We start from the raw sequence: 17,710 nt of genomic DNA, 5'->3' as shown, positions 1-17,710 counted from the left end.
GCAATTTGACCGTTCGAGGGTGTAAAGGTCCTTGGCCCCAACTTTGCCTTGATTAACTTGACCGGCCTGCAGGCCGCCTGAAAGGATGGAAAATGGAATCCGGATTTAAAGCCAGCTTGAAGGATGCGATCCGCACCATTCCGGACTATCCCAAGCCGGGCGTCCAATTCCGTGACGTGACGACGCTTATGGGCGATGCGCAGGCATTCCGCCGTTCCGTCGATGAGCTGGTCTATCCCTATGCAGGCAACAAGGTCGACAAGGTAGCGGGCATCGAAGCACGTGGCTTTATTCTCGGCGGCGCAATCGCGCATCAGCTGTCGGCTGGTTTCGTACCGATCCGCAAGAAGGGCAAGCTGCCGCGCGATACAGTGCGCATTGCCTACAGCCTTGAATATGGCATCGACGAAATGGAAATGCATCGCGACGCGATTGAAAAGGGCGAACGGATCATTCTGGTGGACGATCTGATCGCCACGGGCGGAACGGCGGAAGCGGCGGCGAAGCTTCTGCTTCAGATGGGTGCAGAGATCGTCGCAGCCTGTTTCATCATCGACCTGCCGGATCTCGGCGGACGCAAGAAGCTGGAAGCTCTCGGCGTGCCGGTCCGCACGCTCGTGGCCTTTGAAGGCGATTGAGAATACGAAAAAGCCCGGACATTGCTCCGGGCTTTGTTATTTCAGGCATCAGCCTTGGGCGGCAGTTTCACCATCGCCGCATTGTCGAAGGAAAGCACCTCTTCGCCATTCTGGTTATGGGCGCTCGTCGTCATAGTCAGCATCGACCAGCCGGGGCGGGAGGCGAGCGGCCTTATGGCGTGGACCAGGCGCTTGTAGGTGATCGTATCTCCGGCATAGACGGGCTTCGACCATTTCAGGTTTTCAAAGCCGGGTGAGGGGCCGAATGTCGGCGGCGTCTCGCCGCGTTTCAGAGCTTCCTGCGTTGCCTTGACGATGGACGCGACATTGAGCTTCATGAACACTGCAGTGGTGTGCCAGCCGGAAGCGCAAAGTCCGCCGAAGACACTCTTCTTTGCCGCTTCGCTGTCCAGATGGAACGGCTGCGGATCATATTTCCTGGCGAAATCGATGATTTCCTCGGCAGTAAACGTATAGCTGCCGATGACGAGGTTCTGCCCGAGATTTTCTTCCAGGAAACTCATGACGCCCCTCCTGCCGTCGCATCGTAGTCGCGGCGCAGCATCATGCATGGATGCTGCATTTCGCACACGCTCTCACCACGCTGATTGAACAGTTCATGGTGGAACGTCACCAACCCGATTGCCGGGCGCGATTTGGAAATGCGTTTGTCCTTGATGGTCGTCACACCATTCAGCGTATCGCCCGCGAGTACGGGGCGTTTCCAACGCGTGAATTCGACGCCGGGACCACCCTGTGACGTTGAGTTTGTAAGATAGGCATCGCAGACCATGCGCATGATGAGGGAGGTGGTCTGCCATCCCGATGCCGCCAGCCCGCCGAGCACGCTCGCCTTGCCTGCTTCCTCATCGAGATGGAACGGCTGCGGATCGAACTCGCTGGCAAACTCGATGATTTCTTGCTTGTTGATCGTACGAGGACCGAAGGGAAGGGTCATTCCCGGCTCCATATCCTCATAAGCATATTTAGGCAGAGGCTTGCTCACCCTCGATCTCCTCCGAGTAGGCATAAAGAAAAGGCCGCCAGTTTTCGGCGGCCTGAACGTATCAGGTATTGAAGCGGAACAGCATCACATCGCCGTCATGGACGATGTATTCCTTGCCTTCGTCCCTTGCCTTGCCGGCTTCCTTCGCTCCGACTTCGCCATTGTATTTGACGTAGTCTTCATAGGCGATGGTCTGGGCGCGGATGAAGCCGCGCTCGAAATCGGTATGAATGACACCGGCAGCACCGGGAGCTTTGGTGCCGCGCCGGATTGTCCAGGCGCGGGTTTCCTTCGGTCCTGCGGTGAAATAGGTGATGAGGTCGAGAAGCTTGTAACCGGCGCGGATCAGGCGGTCGAGGCCCGGTTCCTCAAGGTCCATGCTTTCCAGATATTCCTTGGCCTCCTCATCGGGAAGCTGCGCAACTTCCGCTTCGATTGCAGCCGAAATGATGACCGTCTGGGCACCCTGTTCCTCGGCCATCTTGTCGACGGCAGCGCTATACTCGTTGCCCTTGGCCGCATCGCCTTCAGCGACGTTGCAGACATAAAGAACCGGCTTGGAGGTGAGAAGGTTCAGGCCCTTCAGCGTCAGCAGGTCTTCTGCCGCAATATCCTTCAGCATCAGGCGGACTGGCTGGCCGTTCTGAAGCAGTTCGAGTGCTGCTTCCATCACCGGCAGAATGGTGAGAGCTTCCTTGTCCTTGCCGGTAGCGCGCTTGCGGATCTGCACGATGCGGCGCTCGATGCTTTCGAGGTCCGACAGCATCAGCTCCGTTTCAACCGTCTGGGCGTCCGATACCGGATCGATACGACCTTCGACATGCGTGATATCGTCATCCTCGAAGCAGCGCAGCACATGCACGATGGCATCCACTTCGCGGATATTGGCGAGGAACTGGTTGCCGAGACCTTCACCCTTCGATGCGCCGCGCACGAGACCGGCAATATCAACGAAGTTGATGCGGGTCGGGATGATTTCCTTCGAACCGGCAATCCGGGCGATATCGTTCTGGCGCGGATCGGGAACCGCCACTTCGCCCGTGTTCGGCTCAATGGTGCAGAACGGATAGTTTGCGGCCTGTGCGGCGGCCGTTTTGGTCAGCGCGTTGAAAAGCGTCGACTTGCCAACATTTGGCAGACCGACGATGCCGCATTTGAAACCCATGATCGTACCTATCAGACTAGAATTCTATTGTTGTGGCTATGCGTCATCGGACCGTGAAGCGTCAAGAGGCGGAGGCGTCGCGCCCTTGGTAACGGCTTACTTTTACGCATTCTCCCATGCAAAACCGCTTCGCATTTTTGCTGGAAATGCTTTAGTCCTTTTTGCCAAGCAGCTTTTTCAGCATTTCAGCCATCGGGCCGCTGGCAGGAATATTCGGCTTCTTCTGGTTCTGCCGCGCCTGCCGGATATGGCTCTGCGCCTTTGGTGGCGCCTTTTCCAGTTGTGCGGGATCGGCCTTGAAACCGCTGGGCCGTTGATTGCCGTCGCCCATGGCGAGCGCAATGCGGTTCATGAAGCTGTTGTCTTCGCCCTTGGCGGCAAGCAGGCCCACATTGTCGGCAATAGCGCCCAGAAGCGTATCCAGCCATTCATTGTCGGCCTTGGCGAAATCGCCGAGGACATAGTTATGCACGAGTTCCTTCGCGCCCGGATGGCCGATGCCCAGCCGCATGCGGCGATAATTCTGGCCGCCGGGGAAGGCCTGCATATGCGCGTCGATGGATTTGATGCCGTTATGGCCGCCGGAGCCGCCGCCGGTCTTGATGCGCAGCTTGCCGGGAATGAGGTCGAGTTCGTCATAGATCACGACAAGATCGGCAGGTGTCAGCTTGTAGAAGCGCATGGCTTCGCCGATGGACTGACCCGAAAGGTTCATAAAAGTCTGCGGCTTGACCAGCAGCACTTTTTCGCCGTCGATCACACCGTCGGCAATCTCGGCCTGAAACTTCTTCTGCCAGTTGGAAAAGCGATGGCGGCGGAATATTTCATCCGCCGCCATGAAACCGATATTGTGCCGGTTATGCGCATATTTGGGGCCCGGATTGCCAAGACCTGCAATGAGCAGCATGGTTCAGAGCCCCTTCTGTAGCGCTTCCCGAAAAGTGGGAACCGGTTTTCGGATAAGAAGCGCGTTAGCGCTCCTGTGCGGAAAGCGATTATTCGCCGTCCTTGGCTTCTTCTTCTGCAGCGCCTTCCGAAGCAGCTTCTTCCGACTTCAGGCCGGCAGGAGCAGCAATCGTGGCGATGGTGAAGTCGCGATCCTGGATGGCAGCGGTCACGCCCTTCGGCAGCTTGATCGCCGAAATGTGGACGGAGTCGCCGATTTCGAGGCCGGTCAGGTCGAACTCGAGTGCTTCCGGAATTGCATTGGCCGGAACGATCAGTTCAACGTCGTGACGAACGATGTTGAGAACGCCGCCGCGCTTGATGCCCGGAGCAGCTTCTTCGTTCTTGAAGTGAACAGGAACATTCACATGGACGACCGACTTCGCGGAAACGCGCAGGAAGTCGACATGCTGCGGGAAGTCACGGACCGGATCCAGCTGGTAGTCCTTCGGGAGGACCTGAATCTTCTTGCCGTCCACTTCGATCGTGGCAACAGTGGTCTTAAAACCACCGCCATGAATCTTGTAGAAGATTTCCTTGTAAGAGACGGCGATTGCGAGGGGTTCCTGCTTGTCGCCGTAGATGACTGCAGGAATCTGGCCGTTGCGACGCAGTTCGCGGGAGGACCCCTTACCAACCCGGGTACGCAGATCGGCCTTGAGCACGTAAGTCTCGCTCATGGCATTTCCTTTCAATGTTACTGGAGTGTCGCTCGCGGTATTATCCGAGCATGACCTTGTTCGAAAACCGTTTCCACTTTTCGGGGCCATGCTTCAACAAACGACATGAAACAGCCCGTAACGTCTGCCACAAGGTGAAAGACCGGACCGCTCCATTCCGCGTTGCCTCCAAGGGTGTCTACGCGGATGGCGCTGGCTATAGACCATAGCGTGCGGCGGCGCAAGTTTTTTGGGCTGCGAGCAGTTCCCGTGCCCGGCATCTGTGGGCATTTGTCTTAACGGGTGGCAATGGCACCGTCAAAGATGTTAAGCGAATGCCTGATCGACTGCCGGCTTTGCCGTGCGAGTCGTTTGTTCCTGCTATGTTGAAACAAGGAGGCGAGATGCAGGTCGGTATCGACATGGGTGCAGTTGCTGGAAGCGGTTCTGCCTCGGCAGCGGCGCTTGGCGGTGGCAAGCAAGCCATGCTTGATCTTGAGGAGCTTCTCGCCACGCGCCTGCTCGTGCAGGGCAATTCCGGCTCCGGCAAATCGCATCTTTTGCGACGCCTTTTGGAACAGAGCGCGCAATGGGTGCAGCAGTGCATTGTCGATCCGGAAGGCGATTTCGTTACGCTGGCCGATCTTTACGGCCATGTCGTCGTTGATGCCGCCCGTACCGAAGCCGAACTGACCCGCATTGCCGGACGTATCCGCCAGCACCGTGTTTCGGTGGTGCTCAATCTGGAAGGTCTCGATGTTGAGCAGCAGATGCGCTCGGCTGCGGCTTTTCTTGGCGGTTTGTTCGATGCCGAACGCGACTACTGGTATCCGATGCTGGTCGTGGTGGATGAGGCGCAGCTTTTTGCGCCTGCTGCCGCCGGTGAAGTGTCGGATGAAGCGCGCAAGCTTTCCCTCGGAGCGATGACCAATCTCATGTGTCGCGGACGAAAGCGTGGCCTTGCGGGTGTTATCGCCACGCAGCGACTGGCGAAGCTTGCCAAGAACGTTGCAGCTGAAGCTTCGAACTTCCTCATGGGGCGTACATTTCTCGATATCGATATGGCGCGCGCCGCTGATCTTCTGGGCATGGAGCGCAAGCAGGCTGAAATGTTCCGCGATCTGCAGCGCGGACATTTCGTGGCGCTTGGCCCCGCATTGTCGCGTCGTCCATTGCCGATCAAGATTGGCAAGGTGGAGACATCGGCGCGGTCTTCATCGCCGAAACTGATGCCACTTCCTGATGCGCCGGAAGATGCGCTTGATCTCATCTTCACGCCTGCGCCGCAGGAAATCCGTGCTGCCGTGCGCAGAGCGCCGCCGCCTCCACCGCCGCCATCGACGGCGGAGATTCTGGCGCAGGTAGCAAAGCCGAAGCCCGAAGCCGAACCGGCGCAGGAACCTTTGTTCCCCGGCATGGTGGAAGCCGAACGGGATGAGCTCCTCGAAAAGGTCATGCGCGAGATCGTGGACGATCCGGAAGCGTCGTTCCGGTCCGTGGCCGTGCTTTATCAGGACTTTCTGGTGCGCTGTCGCATTCACCGCGTTCCGGGCGAACCGCTGGCTCTCCCTGCCTTCCGCCGCAGGCTGGCGGTGGCGCAGGCCAGCATTGAAAGCGATGTGGCCAGTGGCGAAACATGGCAGCAGGCGCTTTCCCTGTCGGAAAGTCTCACTGATGATGTGCAGGGCGTATTCCTGATCGTGGCGCAGGCAGCCGTCACCGGCGCGCCTTGCCCTTCCGATGCGGCTTTGGCGCGCGCCTATGGCACACACTCGTTCAGTCGTGCCCGGCGTCTGCTGACCTATTTTGAAGAACGCGGACTTCTGGTTGTGCGCAATGATTTCAAGGGAATGCGTATCGTCAATTTCCCCGATCTCGCCTGCGAAACGGCACCGGGCGACCCGAATGCGCCGGATGAGCTGGCGGAAGAAGGCGCTGCGGCTGAGTAAGCTGTGAAAACTGTCATGAACCTGTAATGATCCTCGCCGACAGCTGCACTACAGTTGCATTCTTCGTGATGCCGGGCTGCAAAGAGCAATTTGCCTGCGTTCCGGTGCTCACGTACCTTTAAGTACGCTCTGCTCCGGTACTCGAAAATCACTCTTTTCGCCACGGCCTGACGAATTTGCAACTGTAGTGCCAGGGATCATTCAGGATGACAGCGTGACACAGCCAATTCAGCAACCGGGCTACAAAGAACTCTTCGCGACATTCGGCAAGATCGGGCTTCTGTCGTTCGGCGGGCCGGCCGCGCAGATCGCCATGCTGCAGCGCATTCTCGTGGATGAAAAGAAATGGATGGATCAGGAACGGCTGATCCATGCGCTCAATTTCTGCATGTTGCTGCCGGGGCCGGAAGCCATGCAGCTTGCGACCTATTCCGGTTGGGCGGTTAAGGGCTGGCGCGGCGGCCTTCTGGCCGGGCTTCTGTTCGTGCTGCCCGGCGCTGTCGTCATGCTTGCATTGTCGGCGCTGTATATCTCCTTCGGGCATGTCGACATCGTGGCCGGGCTGTTGTTCGGCCTCAAGGCTGCGGTTCTCGCCGTGGTTTTTGAAGCGCTTTATCGCATGGCCAAACGGACACTGGCCTCGGGGTTTTCCTATGCGGTGGCGATTGCGGCATTCGTTGCGATAGCCTTCCTGAAACTGCCGTTTCCGCTCGTCGTTCTGCTGGCGGCTCTTGCAGGTGGCCTGCGGCATATCGTGCAGGGAAATGGTGCTGCCACAATTCTGGGAGAGGCGACGCCTGGCGCCTTGCGCGAATTCACGCAGCAAACGCTCATCTGGGGCGGGCTGTGGCTTTTACCTTTGCTCGGGCTTTTCTTCGCTTTTGGTGGCGCGCATGTTTTTGTGCAGGAGGCGGCATTCTTCTCGAAGCTTGCTGCGGTGACTTTTGGGGGCGCTTATGCAGCTCTTTCCTATACGGCGCAGCAGGCGGTCGAGCATTTCGGCTGGATGAAGCCGGGGGAAATGCTGACCGGGCTCGGTCTGGCGGAAACCACGCCGGGACCGCTGATCCTGGTGCTGGTCTTTGTCGGCTTTGTGGGGGCTGCGAACCTGTCGGGCCTGCCGCCGCTTCTGGGCGGCTTTTTCGGCGGACTGATCGCGCTCTGGTTTACCTTCGTGCCCTGTTTTCTATGGATATTGGCGGGCGCGCCATTCGTGGAGCGGCTGCGTCAGGTGCGCTGGCTGTCGGCCATGCTGGGCGGGATTACGGCTGCGGTCGTCGGCGTGATTGCCAATCTGGCGCTGTGGTTCTCGCTGCATGTCCTGTTTTCGCAGGTCATTGAGAAGGCTGTCGGTCCCTTCACATTGCCGCTGCCGGTCTGGGGCACAATAGACAATGCCGCCGTCCTGATTGCAGGCGCGGCGGCATTCTTGCTTGTTGTTCTGAGGCTCAACATGCCGCTCGTGCTGTTGCTGGCGGCATGTCTCGGAATTGTAATCCGGCTGGTGTTTTAGTCGAACAGGCTCGAAACGGACTCTTCCGCTGCCGTGCGGGCGATGGCTTCGCCAATCAGGTCCGAGATCGAGAGGACGCGGATATTTGGCGCATCATTGATGGCGGTGGTCGGCTGGATGGAATCGGTGATGACCAGTTCCTTCAGCTTGGACGAGGCGATACGGGCAACGGCGCCGCCGGACAGAACACCATGCGTGATGTAAGCGGTGACGCTGTTCGCGCCCTTGGCCAGCAGGGCCTCGGCTGCGTTGCAGAGCGTGCCGCCGGAATCAACGATATCGTCGAACAGCAGACAATCTTTGCCAGCCACTTCACCGATGACGTTCATGACTTCCGATTCACCTGGACGTTCGCGACGCTTGTCGACGATGGCGAGCTGCGCATCGATGCGCTTTGCGAGCGAACGGGCGCGAACCACGCCGCCAACGTCAGGCGAAACGACCATGCAGTTGCCGGTTGCGTAATTGGCCTTCACATCGCGCGCGATGACCGGAACGGCATAGAGATTGTCGGTCGGGATATCGAAGAAACCCTGAATCTGACCGGCATGAAGATCAAGCGTCAGGACGCGGTTCGCACCGGCTTCGGTAATGAGATTGGCGACCAGCTTGGCAGAGATCGGCGTGCGCGGGCCGGGTTTGCGGTCCTGACGGGCATAGCCGAAATAGGGCAGGACGGCGGTGATGCGACGTGCCGACGAGCGGCGGAAGGCGTCGATCATGATGAGCAGTTCCATCAGGTGATCGTTTGCCGGGTAGGAAGTCGATTGCAGTACGAATACGTCTTCGCCGCGCACGTTTTCCTGAATCTCTACGAAGATTTCCTGATCGGCGAAGCGACGGACGCTGGCCTTACCGAGTGGAATGTTGAGATACTGAGCAACGGATTCGGCAAGAACCCGGTTGGAGTTGCCTGCGAAAAGTTTCATTCTTTTGCCTCTGACGCCGATGCGGTCGCGGTTTGCAGTTTGGTTCTGTCGCAACAGTCCGCCGGAACGGACTTAATCTCTTAAAAACTTTAAAGCTGCGTACGGTCTGACCGGCCAAGGACTGCAGCTAGAAAGGTTTTCTTTCGGATGTGGGGCCTATTGCAAAGAGTCATCGCCATTGCAAGGCCCTCGGGAACACAATTGCTGTAAAAAGCCCGGTTTTCCGGCTTTCCCACAGTAGGCAAAACAGATTCAGCAAAAGATTTCAGTCTTTTGCTGCCAAAGCAAGTTTCTATGCGCGATTTGCCGCAAGCCAGGTCGAATATTCCTGCATGGTGCGGTCGGCGATTGTCTGCATTGCGGAAGCCGGAACGACGCTCCATGAGTCTGCGGCAGCACCTGGAACTTTCTCCTGCCCCTGTATCCGGTGAAGGCGGTTGCCGGAAGCATCCAGAACATCCCAGACGTAAAGCACGGTGGTCTGATTATCTTCCGAAAGAACGGAGAAATATCCCTTCATCACATAGGCAGCACTTGGATCGTTATTGCCTGCAAGCTCAATGCCCTTCGTCTTGGCATCGTCATTCATGCGATGGGTCAGCGGCGTCACCACATTGACCGGTGCGCCGACAATCGGGGCGATATGCAACTTGCCCGGCTTGAGCGCTGCACTGCGCTGCGGTGCCACTGGCGTGGTCGTCGCAGGTGCTGTGCCGGTTGTGGCCGGAGTTGTTCCCGTGGGCTGCACGGGAGCGGTGCCCGTCGCCGGGGTGCCCGGTGTCGCGGCTGGCGTAGTAGTTTGCCCGGAATTTTGCCCGGAATTTTGATTGCTACCCTGTACGTTCAGAGCGGACTCTGTGCTGTTGCAGGCGGCCAGGACGCTTGTAAGCACTCCGGCCAGCAACAACATCGTTGAAAGACGTGCCTTGTTCATGTTCGGCTTCATGCTCCTGAAGGCGCAGGTTCTCTGCGGTCGGGCATTTTCAGTTCAAAATAATCTATCGATTTTATCGACGTGCATCTTGCCCGAAAGCCGCTTTGCAGTTTCCGGGTTGCGCTTGTGGCAGTTTTATCGCCGATTGCGCCTCATTTTACAATCATATCAAGAGAATGGCGGGATAATGGCTGAGCTGCGCCATTTGTTGTGAGATATGTCTGCCCCAGCGTCATGGCGGTTTGGGTGTCGGAATCCATGATGATCATATGTGCGAAAAGCGTCATGTCCGGCTGGATGCTTTCCGGGTTTCCGGCATAGAATATCTGCGGGTCCATCCATGATGGCGTGAAACGTGCTCCCACCGAATAGCCACAGGTATTGAGGCGATGGCGAGTAAGGCCGTGTGCCTCCATGGTCCGCGCATGGGCGTCAAAGACGTCGCCGAATGTCGAGGCGGGCGTCATGGCTGCTTCCACGGCCTCCAGCGCCTCGCGTGCAGCCGCATAGAGCTCCAGATGATGTGTGGTCGGCTTGCCGACGACGATCGTGCGCATCATCGGCGCGTGGTAATGCCGGAAGACGCCCGACCATTCGAGCGTGAGCTGATCGTTCTTGTTCAGCTTGCGCCGACCGGATTTGTAGCGGCAAAGCAGGGCATCGTCGCCCGAGCCGATGATATATTCGTTGGCGGGAAAATCGCCGTCGCCAGCAAAATTGGTGCTCATCATCGCAGCCAGAATATCGGCTTCGCTCGCCCCGCCTTTGGTGAGCTTTATCGCAGCGTCGAGTATGTCGTCGCTGAGTTCGGCGGCGCGTTTCGCATAGGCAATTTCCGCAGGGCTTTTGAGCAGCCGCAGGCGATCCACCATGCCGGAAGCATCGTAAAGCTTGGCAAAGCTCTGCAGCTGTTCGTCCAGCTTGCGCGCATTGGCGCCGGTAAGGCCATGTGTCTGGTACTCGATCCCGATCCGGGTGCCGAGAAGGTCGAGTTCGGTCAGAATATTGCGAAGGTCGGAAGCCGGATTGGCATTGTCGCGATCGGTCCAGACGACGACGTTCTCGATGTTCGACGTATGACGCGCCTGCCGCAAATCGGCGGAGCGTGTCATCAGCACCATCGACCCGTCGGCCTTCACGACGAGGCATTGGAAGAAGCAGAAGCCGAACGTGTCATAGCCGGTCAGCCAGTACATGCTCTCCTGCGCGAACAGCAGAAGCGCATCCAGCTTTTCCTCCTCCATCTTCAAGATCAGACGGTCGCGACGTGCTGCGAATTCTTCCGGCTCGAAGTGAAGGGCCATGCGGTTCTCCTAATCTTCTATGATGGCGATCGCTGCAATCTGACGCCCGTAGTCGGGTTCGTTGCGATGGGTGGTGCGCCGGTAGGAATAGAATTGTTCCTCATCGGCATAGGTGCACTGGCGAAGGGATTCTGCCCGCACACCAGCCTTCGTCAGCCGGTCGGTGATGAATGTCCACAGATCGAACAGCTTGTGTTCCGGCTTGTCGGAAGGCCGGAAATAGGTGGTGTAAGCAGCATCTCTGCCGATGAATTCTGCATAGAATTCCGGCCCGACTTCGTAATTTTCCGGCCCGATGGTCGGCCCGAGAACAGCAACGATGTTCTCGCGTTTCGCACCGAGGCCGATCATGGCTTCAATCGTGTTTTCAAGGACACCGCCGAAAGCGCCACGCCATCCGGCATGGGCGGAGCCGATGATTCCCGCTTCGTGATCTGCAAAAAGCACAGGCCCGCAATCGGCAGACAAAGCACCAATGGCGATGCCCGGCACATTTGTGACCATTGCGTCGGCCTTCGGGCGTGGAGCGCCGAACGGCTCGGTGACGTGGAGAACATCGGGCGAATGAACCTGATGCACGGTCATGAGGTGATCGGGTGCAACGCCAAGGTTCTCGGCGACGCGGCGGCGATTCTCGGCAACTTTTTCCGGCACATCGTTTGACCCGCTTCCAACGTTCAGGCCCGTATAGATGCCATCGGAAACACCGCCCCTGCGGGTGAAAAAGCCATGCGCGATCCGCTTCCCGTTCTGTCCGACGGGCTTTTCAAGGAGAGGCGAGCGGAGTGGTTGCGGCATGTCGGTCATCTTGCTTCACTTTCCAAAGTGTCTGGTCCAAAAGTCGCCATGCCTTGCTGCAAATGGCGTTTTTCTCCGCTTCCGGTGCTCATGTACCTTTAAGTACACTGCGCTCCGGTTCTCGAAAACCACCATTTTCGCTACGGCCTGACGCTTTTTGATCCAGACACTAAACGGCGGGATGGTGGGGGAGGAGAGTCTGCTTGTCAATCGAAGCTTTCGCCGTCATGGAGCTGCAAAAGGAATGAGTTTTGTGTCGGAATCGCTGATGGCCAGCACCTTGAACAAGGTTCCCATTTGATCGGGTGCGGCCAGTCTTTCGACGTCCTGCCGGATTTTTTCCTGAAACGCTGTATCCTTGTCCGCGCCAAGCCGTCCTGCGCGATCAAGCAGGCCCATTGCGAGCAGAAATTCGCCCTGCGTCATTGTTCCGGTCTTGCAGCCGCTGGCCCGCGCGGTCTTGTCCAGAATGTCGAAATCGACATGGCTGGTGAGGTCCGCAATGCCCGGATTGGCAAATACATCGTCAAACCCGTGTTTCAACATGGCTTGCAGCGTATCGCCGAAACCGGCTTTCAGATGGCCATAGTCGATGTTGAGCGCTGCGCCGCGTGTGGTCGCGATACGGCTGGCGATTTCCTGCATCAAGGCGGTGCGCGCCGGGGCCGCTTCAAAGATTGCACCTTCGGGTGCTTCCGCATGCCCTGCAGGTAACAGTGCCGGATCTATGCCGCCCAGACCGCTGACGAAATGGAATTCGCCCTTTTCGTCGAGCGCGATCATCCGTTCGACAAAGCGGCCATCGACCTTGACGAACTGCCGAAGCGGGATCGCATCGAACAGCTCATTGGTCACGAGGATCAGCGGCCCGTCAGCTATGTTGGAAAAACGCTCGAACCAGTCGATCTTCGCGCCTGCGTCGGACAGTTTTTCCTTTTGCTTTTCGGCAAGGCGCGGGCTCGTTTCGACCATGGCGACACGCACATGGCCCAGCATTTGCGGGGCGAGCCTGCCAATGGTGCGCAGCATATCGCTCATCAGCGTGCCGCGACCGGGGCCGATTTCACAAAGCACGATATTGTCCGGTCGTCCCAGCGCATCCCATTCGCTGACGCACCAGATGCCGATCAGTTCACCGAACATCTGGCTTACTTCCGGCGCAGTGATGAAGTCGCCGTCACGTCCGAAAGGTTCGCGTGTCGTATAATAGCCTGCCTCGCGGTCGCCGAGGCAGGCTGCCATGTAATCGGCGACGCTGATCGGCCCGGAAGTGGCGATCAGGCGTTTCAGCCGGTCTTTCAGCGAAAGATCAGGCATCCTTGGCTGCAGTCCGGTTTGCGCGCCACATGGCCCAAAGCCCGATCAGTACCATCGGCACCGAGAGGACCATGCCCATGGTAAGCCAGCCGCCAAACAGATAGCCGAGCTGCGCATCCGGCTCGCGGAAGAATTCGACCACGATACGGCTGAGGCCGTACCCTGTGACGAAAGCGCCAGCAATGAAGCCGGGCTTCTTCAGTTTGCGTCCGACCCAGACGAGGAGGAACAGTACGAAGAAGAGGACCACACCTTCAAGGAAAGCTTCGTAAAGCTGGCTTGGATGACGCGGCAGCGGGCCGCCATTGGGAAAATAGACTGCCCATGGCACATCACTGACACGACCCCAAAGTTCCGAATTGATGAAATTGGCGACACGCACCACGCCAAGCCCGACCGGAACGCCAGCGGCAATCGTGTCGAACATGCTCCAGACCCTGATGCCGCGCGAGCGGGCGAACAGGAACATGGCAAGCGTTGTGCCCAGAATGCCGCCGTGAAACGACATGCCGCCATCCCACACCGCCGGAATGGCGAGCGGGTTGGAGATATAATAGGAGAAATTATAGAAGAGCACGTAGCCGATACGACCGCCGAGCACGACGCCAAGCGCTGCCCAGATGACGAAATCATCGAGGGCTTCCGGCGCCATGGGCGGCTGGTTGTTGGCCCACAGGCGGTGGCTCCGTAGGAGCTTCTTGCCGTACCACCAGGCGAACATGATGCCGACGACATAGCCGAGGCCGTACCAGTGCACTGCCAGCGGTCCGACCCGGAAGATCACCGGATCGATATTTGGGAAGGCGAGCGCCGATGCGGGCAGCAACGTCTCAATCATGAAATCACTCCGTTTTGTGACGGAACATGCTGGACCGACCCGTTGTGGTCAAGCTGTTCCCGTCGGCTGCAAATCGCGTTTGCAAATAGCGTTTGCAAATAGCGTTTTCCGGGCTTCCGGTGCTAATCTACCCTTAAGGTAGCCTTAAGTACATTCGCTAGTGGCGCTTCCGGTTCCCGGTCGCTGTCATTTTCGCGTGGCCCGTGGTTTTGATTCAAGTGCGCCGAACCTGATCACTTTCTATAGCTGCGCTTGCATCGGAACTGAGACGGCCCTATTTCAAATTTATGTTTTCAACAGGTCTCACCTGGAAATAAGGAATGATTGCCATGACCAGCGGACAGAACCGGGTTCTCGATGAACTCGCCAAGCTTGTGACGGATGCGGCAGGCGCTGCCCAGGGCGTGCGCCGTGAAGTGGAAACGGCGTTGCGTTCGCAAGGAGAACGCGTGCTGAACACGCTCGATGTCGTGCAGCGCGAAGACTTCGAAGCCGTTCGTGAAATGGCAATCAAGGCGCGTGCGGAAAACAGCGCGTTGCTGGCAAGAATCGAAGCTCTCGAAGCACGTCTTGCGAAATTCGAAGTTGATTCTGATGCCAAATCGGCAAAATCGGCTTCATCTTCGGCAAAATCCAAAAATAATCCCTGAATATTTATTAACAGGCCGCAAGTGGCAAAAACCCTTGTCTTAGAGTCGGTTAAGGCAAGGGTCGCGGTCGGTCCCTCGTATATTTCCACATGCTTTCACGGCTCTTTGTTCAAAAGGGGCTGGCGTTCAGATTCAGCATCAATAGACTGAAAACACTACATGATTCGTAACGCGGTCATGTAGGCGGCGGCGAGGGGCTGAGTGTCAGGTTTCGCGTCTTTCAGGCTGCTTTCCAGTATCAGTTGCGTATGTGCGTGTGCCATTGAGGCGCTTGCATGCCGTTGTGCATGCCGGTTCCTCAACCGATCAATTCGTGCCTGTTTTCCTGCGCTTGTTCTTGCGCGGTGGCCGGCACGGGCGAGCAATGACTTGCGCGCCGGGAATTAGGAAGCATCTGGGGGCAGATGGTTCCCAGAACAGGAAACGGACATGAGCCTTCTTGAGCTTGAATTCGCACGTGAGGCACATCCGGTGGATGTGATCGAACAGGTCGCGCATTCAAACGACTGGACGTTCGAGCGGACTGGCGACGACGAAATCGCAATTTCGGTTGCGGGCAACTGGACTGACTATCACATCTCGTTTTCCTGGATGGAGGATTTCGAGGCACTGCATCTGGCCTGCGCATTCGACATCAAGGTGGCCGAGCCACGTGTGAACGAAGTGATGCGCCTGCTGTCGCTCATCAATGAAAAGCTTCTGATGGGCCATTTCGATCTCTGGCAGCAGGAGGGTGCGATCATGTATCGCCAGTCGCTGCTGCTGGCAGGTGGTGCGGAACCGACAAGCCGTCAGGTTGAAGTGCTGCTTTCGGCGGCGCTGGAAGCGTGTGAAGCCTATTTCCAGGCCTTCCAGTTTGTGGTCTGGTCGGGTGTTACGGCGCGTGAAGCGCTTGAATGCGTCGTCTTTGAGACCGTCGGTCGCGCCTGACTATAAATCAGTTGAATTTTGGCCCGGCGCTCGCGCCGGGTTTTCTGCGAGGCCGGGAGCGCGGGCCGGGGAGTGAAAAAATGAGCGAAGCAACCACTATCACCTGGGCAGATTTCGAGAAGGTCGATATCCGCAGCGGAACCATTGTGGAAGCTGTGCCATTTCCCGAAGCGCGCAAGCCCGCCTTCAAGCTGAAGATCGATTTCGGCGAAAAGATCGGCATCAAGAAGTCGTCAGCCCAGATCACCCGGCACTACACGCCGGAGCAACTCATCGGCAAACAGATCATGGCCGTGGTGAATTTCCCGCCACGACAGATCGGCCCGTTCATGTCGGAAGTCTTGACACTCGGCATGCCGGATGAAGATGGCGAAGTGGTTCTCGCTGCAATCGACAAACCCGTGCCGAATGGTGGCAAGCTTTATTGAGAGCGGATGATTTCGCGTTAAGCAAGCGCGTTTCTCCCTCATCCTGAGGAGGCTCCTGAGCTTGCGAAAGAGCCGTCTCGAAGGACGAGGGCTAGCATCGTGCGTTTTCCCTCGCCCTTCGAGATGCCGTTTTCAACGGCTCCTCAGGATGAGGGAAAAGAATAGCGTTGGAAGTATGGAACTCCGTTGTCGGATCGCTCTGTCTTGACGTGCAGCCGCGCATTTGACGGGGCCAGAACGCTTTAAGCCGGAATATGGATGGTCGCGCGCAGGCCGCCGGTCGGGGCGTCTTCCAGCGTAATGTCGCCACCGTGGCTGCGTGCAATATCGCGTGCAATAGCAAGACCCAGCCCGCCCGTGCCGCCGGAATCCTGCGTTCGCGCTTCATCCAGCCGGACGAAAGGCTTGAAAACGTCTTCGCGACGGTCTTCCGGAATGCCCGGCCCGTCATCGTCCACAACGACTTTCAGCCAGCCTTCGACATGCGAAATCGACAGCTCGACATTCTGCGCATGACGGAAGGCGTTTGATACGAGATTGCTGACCAGCCGCGAGAAGGCGTTCGGACGCACATGGATCTCGCTGTCGCCTTCAATATGATACTTGAAGCCGCGCTCGCGCAGGCGTGCTTCATGCTCCAGTTTTTCGCAAAGCCTCGTGACATCGTAGCTTGCGGTTTCCTCCGAACCTTCGCCACGCGCAAAGGCGAGATAGCCTTCGAGCATGGTCTGCATGTCGGCAATATCCTGATTGAGCGGCTCGGTGTCGATCGAGTGGCCAGCCAGCGCAAGCTGCAGCTTGAAGCGGGTCAGAATGGTGCGCAGATCGTGGCTGACGCCGGAAAGCATGGCAGTGCGCTGCTCGATCTGGCGTTCGATGCGCGAGCGCATCTGAATGAAGGCGATGCCTGCACGGCGCACTTCCTCGGCTCCGCGCGGATGGAACCCCTCCGGCATGGGACGCCCCTTGCCGAAACTCTCTGCGGCCTCGGCAAGCTGCTGGATCGGCTTGATCTGGTTGCGCAGGAATGCGATGGCGATGATCAGCAGAACGAGCGCGGTGCCCACCATCCACGTCAGGAAGATGCCTGTATTGGATGCATAAGCCTGGCTGCGCCGCGCAAAGACGCGCAACACCTTGTCCTCCAGCTTGATGCGGATTTCGATGAGATCGGAATCGCCCACCGTATCGACCCAGAAGGGCCGATTGATCTGGCGGGTGATCTCTTCACTCAAGAAGTAATCGAGAATGGCGAAAAAGGGCTTGGGGCCGGGAGGCGGCAGTGGATCGGGCGGCAGGATCGAAATGTTCAGCGCCAGCCGCTGCTGCGCGATACGGATGAGATTGTCGTAGCCCGGTTCCTGCGGATAGGTTTCGAGAATGTCGATGATGCCTGCAATATCGCGCACAACGGCGGTCGATAGTCGTTCGGTCACCATCTGCCAGTGACGCTCCATGAACACATAGGCGATCACGGACTGGAGCAGAACCATCGGGGCAATGATGATGATGAGCGAACGCGCATAAAGCCCCTTCGGCATGATGCGCGCCAACCAGCGGGAGAATTTTCTCAAGGGCGATTTCATCGTGTTAAAACGTCCCTCAGTACCCTGTGGTTGCGCTCAAAAGACTTATTTTGTCGCAAAGCCGCTTCACACTTTTTGGCTCGAAAAACGCTTCCGGAAATATTGCTGTCTGCAAATGGCG

General features: G+C 57.8%; 18 protein-coding genes. 6 read left to right on the top strand and 12 right to left on the bottom strand.

The window, feature by feature from the left end:
- Positions 1-92: 92 nt before the first annotated feature.
- A complete protein-coding gene (locus OHI65_RS18220) occupies positions 93-638 on the top strand; it encodes an adenine phosphoribosyltransferase (RefSeq protein ID WP_010659612.1) in 546 nt (181 codons plus the stop codon).
- 41 nt (positions 639-679) lie between these two features.
- On the opposite strand, the gene OHI65_RS18215 is transcribed toward OHI65_RS18220, so the two are convergent.
- The 5 genes from OHI65_RS18215 to OHI65_RS18195 form a co-directional block, all read right to left on the bottom strand.
- On the bottom strand, positions 680-1,162 hold the full coding sequence (locus OHI65_RS18215) for a MaoC family dehydratase (protein ID WP_125300059.1): 483 nt from the start codon (positions 1,160-1,162) through the stop codon (positions 680-682).
- Positions 1,159-1,644, bottom strand: a complete 486-nt coding sequence (locus OHI65_RS18210; protein WP_010659614.1) for a MaoC family dehydratase — start codon at positions 1,642-1,644, stop codon at positions 1,159-1,161. The genes OHI65_RS18215 and OHI65_RS18210 overlap by 4 nt, the downstream gene beginning before the upstream one ends.
- 61 nt (positions 1,645-1,705) lie before the next feature.
- Positions 1,706-2,809, bottom strand: coding sequence for a redox-regulated ATPase YchF (ychF, locus tag OHI65_RS18205; RefSeq protein WP_010659615.1), 1,104 nt, complete (start codon positions 2,807-2,809; stop codon positions 1,706-1,708).
- A gap of 151 nt (positions 2,810-2,960) precedes the next feature.
- A complete protein-coding gene (pth, locus tag OHI65_RS18200; RefSeq protein ID WP_010659616.1) occupies positions 2,961-3,716 on the bottom strand; it encodes an aminoacyl-tRNA hydrolase in 756 nt (251 codons plus the stop codon).
- An 88-nt stretch (positions 3,717-3,804) separates the two neighbouring features.
- Complete coding sequence (locus OHI65_RS18195; RefSeq protein ID WP_010659617.1) at positions 3,805-4,434, bottom strand: 50S ribosomal protein L25/general stress protein Ctc; 630 nt, start codon at positions 4,432-4,434, stop codon at positions 3,805-3,807.
- Between the two features lie 383 nt (positions 4,435-4,817).
- On the opposite strand from OHI65_RS18195, the gene OHI65_RS18190 reads away from it, so the two are divergent.
- Together OHI65_RS18190 and chrA are read left to right on the top strand one after the other, a co-directional pair.
- On the top strand, positions 4,818-6,362 hold the full coding sequence (locus OHI65_RS18190; RefSeq protein ID WP_012091664.1) for an ATP-binding protein: 1,545 nt from the start codon (positions 4,818-4,820) through the stop codon (positions 6,360-6,362).
- Between the two features lie 214 nt (positions 6,363-6,576).
- A complete protein-coding gene (gene chrA / locus OHI65_RS18185) occupies positions 6,577-7,875 on the top strand; it encodes a chromate efflux transporter (protein WP_125300060.1) in 1,299 nt (432 codons plus the stop codon).
- Here chrA and OHI65_RS18180 read toward each other — a convergent pair.
- The 6 genes from OHI65_RS18180 to lgt form a co-directional block, all read right to left on the bottom strand.
- Positions 7,872-8,804, bottom strand: coding sequence for a ribose-phosphate pyrophosphokinase (locus OHI65_RS18180; RefSeq protein ID WP_012091666.1), 933 nt, complete (start codon positions 8,802-8,804; stop codon positions 7,872-7,874). The two genes, chrA and OHI65_RS18180, sit on opposite strands and share 4 nt — an antisense overlap.
- A gap of 292 nt (positions 8,805-9,096) precedes the next feature.
- Positions 9,097-9,750: a hypothetical protein gene (locus OHI65_RS18175; protein ID WP_094513982.1), complete on the bottom strand. Its 654-nt coding sequence runs from the start codon at positions 9,748-9,750 to the stop codon at positions 9,097-9,099.
- Between the two features lie 140 nt (positions 9,751-9,890).
- A complete protein-coding gene (locus OHI65_RS18170) occupies positions 9,891-11,042 on the bottom strand; it encodes a M24 family metallopeptidase (RefSeq protein ID WP_125300061.1) in 1,152 nt (383 codons plus the stop codon).
- A 9-nt stretch (positions 11,043-11,051) separates the two neighbouring features.
- Positions 11,052-11,849: a peptidoglycan editing factor PgeF gene (pgeF, locus tag OHI65_RS18165; RefSeq protein WP_125300062.1), complete on the bottom strand. Its 798-nt coding sequence runs from the start codon at positions 11,847-11,849 to the stop codon at positions 11,052-11,054.
- 216 nt (positions 11,850-12,065) lie between these two features.
- Positions 12,066-13,157: a class I SAM-dependent methyltransferase gene (locus OHI65_RS18160; protein ID WP_125300063.1), complete on the bottom strand. Its 1,092-nt coding sequence runs from the start codon at positions 13,155-13,157 to the stop codon at positions 12,066-12,068.
- Positions 13,150-13,995, bottom strand: coding sequence for a prolipoprotein diacylglyceryl transferase (gene lgt / locus OHI65_RS18155; protein WP_125300064.1), 846 nt, complete (start codon positions 13,993-13,995; stop codon positions 13,150-13,152). The genes OHI65_RS18160 and lgt overlap by 8 nt, the downstream gene beginning before the upstream one ends.
- A 329-nt stretch (positions 13,996-14,324) precedes the next feature.
- On the opposite strand from lgt, the gene OHI65_RS18150 reads away from it, so the two are divergent.
- The 3 genes from OHI65_RS18150 to OHI65_RS18140 all read left to right on the top strand — a co-directional run bounded on the left by OHI65_RS18150 (position 14,325) and on the right by OHI65_RS18140 (position 16,003).
- On the top strand, positions 14,325-14,645 hold the full coding sequence (locus tag OHI65_RS18150) for an accessory factor UbiK family protein (protein ID WP_071633505.1): 321 nt from the start codon (positions 14,325-14,327) through the stop codon (positions 14,643-14,645).
- Between the two features lie 429 nt (positions 14,646-15,074).
- Positions 15,075-15,575 carry a YbjN domain-containing protein gene (locus OHI65_RS18145; protein WP_010659627.1) on the top strand — a complete coding sequence of 167 codons (501 nt, stop codon included), beginning with the start codon at positions 15,075-15,077 and terminating at the stop codon, positions 15,573-15,575.
- Positions 15,576-15,655: 80 nt separating this feature from the next.
- Positions 15,656-16,003 (top strand): tRNA-binding protein, encoded by a 348-nt coding sequence (locus tag OHI65_RS18140; protein ID WP_012091672.1) that lies wholly within the window; start codon positions 15,656-15,658, stop codon positions 16,001-16,003.
- 242 nt (positions 16,004-16,245) lie between these two features.
- Here the strand turns inward: OHI65_RS18140 and OHI65_RS18135 are convergent, their stop codons facing one another.
- Complete coding sequence (locus tag OHI65_RS18135; protein ID WP_094513974.1) at positions 16,246-17,589, bottom strand: ATP-binding protein; 1,344 nt, start codon at positions 17,587-17,589, stop codon at positions 16,246-16,248.
- Positions 17,590-17,710: the final 121 nt, after the last annotated feature.

This window comes from Brucella sp. MAB-22 (assembly GCF_025908475.1).
GTDB lineage: Bacteria > Pseudomonadota > Alphaproteobacteria > Rhizobiales > Rhizobiaceae > Brucella > Brucella anthropi.
This window is presented reverse-complemented; position numbering and strand designations above follow the sequence as displayed.